We start from the raw sequence: 871 nt of genomic DNA, 5'->3' as shown, positions 1-871 counted from the left end.
TGGTCGAAATCCAGGCGCAGAGTGACGGGATGGCGCTGGCCGCGCTGAAAGACCTCACCATCACCAGCACGGACGGCAGGATCATTCTCAACGCAGCGAAGGAAATCTGGATCGGCGCGGGCGGGTCGTATATCCAGATCAACGGCAGCGGCATCACCAACGGCTCGCCGGGGTCGATCCTGGAAAAAGGGGCGAGCTGGGATGTGCCAGGACCAGCCTCAATGGAGTTGCCTTTACCGCCACTGCCCACCGTTTATGAACACCGGTTCGATCGCCCTGTTTGGGTGGTGGACGATCGAGGATATTCGATTCCTGACCGGCCAGTTCGTGTCCATCTGAAAAGCGGTCAAACCCTGGATGGAAAGACAGATCACGAAGGCAAAGCCCAATTGGCTACCAGTGATGAAGCCGACATTCTGCGTGTTGAAGTACTTAAAAAACCTAGCGGGAAAAACACATGATCGAAAGAACAGCATTCGATAAGCAAGACATGACGCCAAGAAACAGTGACCCGTTTCTACCCTTCACACGGCCATACGTTGCGCCCGATACTGACAATGATCTGTCCGGCGATGCGCTTTCATACGAGTCGGGGTACATCTGCACAGTCACCATCGCCGATGAGTTGATCGAAAAGCTTCGAAAAGCCGGCGAAGAGACTGAAGTGCAGCATCACGATAACGTTCAGTTGACGCCGAAGCTTGAATCGAAACCCGCGGCGCAACCCGCGCCAATGAGTTCCGCCCCAACTACACGCCCAACAGGCACTTCGGATCCCAAAGAAAAAAACAAAAACAACGCCAATGATCACGAGATGTTGGTCAACAGGCTGAACAAGAAACCTCATATTATTGAATTTAAGGGCGTAGAA

2 protein-coding genes are annotated in these 871 nt (G+C 53.3%); both read left to right on the top strand.

Features of this window, described 5'->3' with window-relative positions; translation table 11 throughout:
* Positions 1–461: DUF2345 domain-containing protein (locus tag PQR02_RS40570; RefSeq protein ID WP_408243411.1), on the top strand; the 461-nt coding region annotated here is incomplete at its 5' end.
* A partial coding sequence (locus tag PQR02_RS40565) for a hypothetical protein (RefSeq protein ID WP_408243410.1) occupies positions 458–871 on the top strand: 414 nt, incomplete at its 3' end. The genes PQR02_RS40570 and PQR02_RS40565, both read left to right, overlap by 4 nt.

Origin of the sequence: Paraburkholderia sediminicola, from assembly GCF_046026895.1 — a bacterium.
In the GTDB taxonomy this organism is placed as follows: domain Bacteria; phylum Pseudomonadota; class Gammaproteobacteria; order Burkholderiales; family Burkholderiaceae; genus Paraburkholderia; species Paraburkholderia sediminicola_C.
This window is presented reverse-complemented; position numbering and strand designations above follow the sequence as displayed.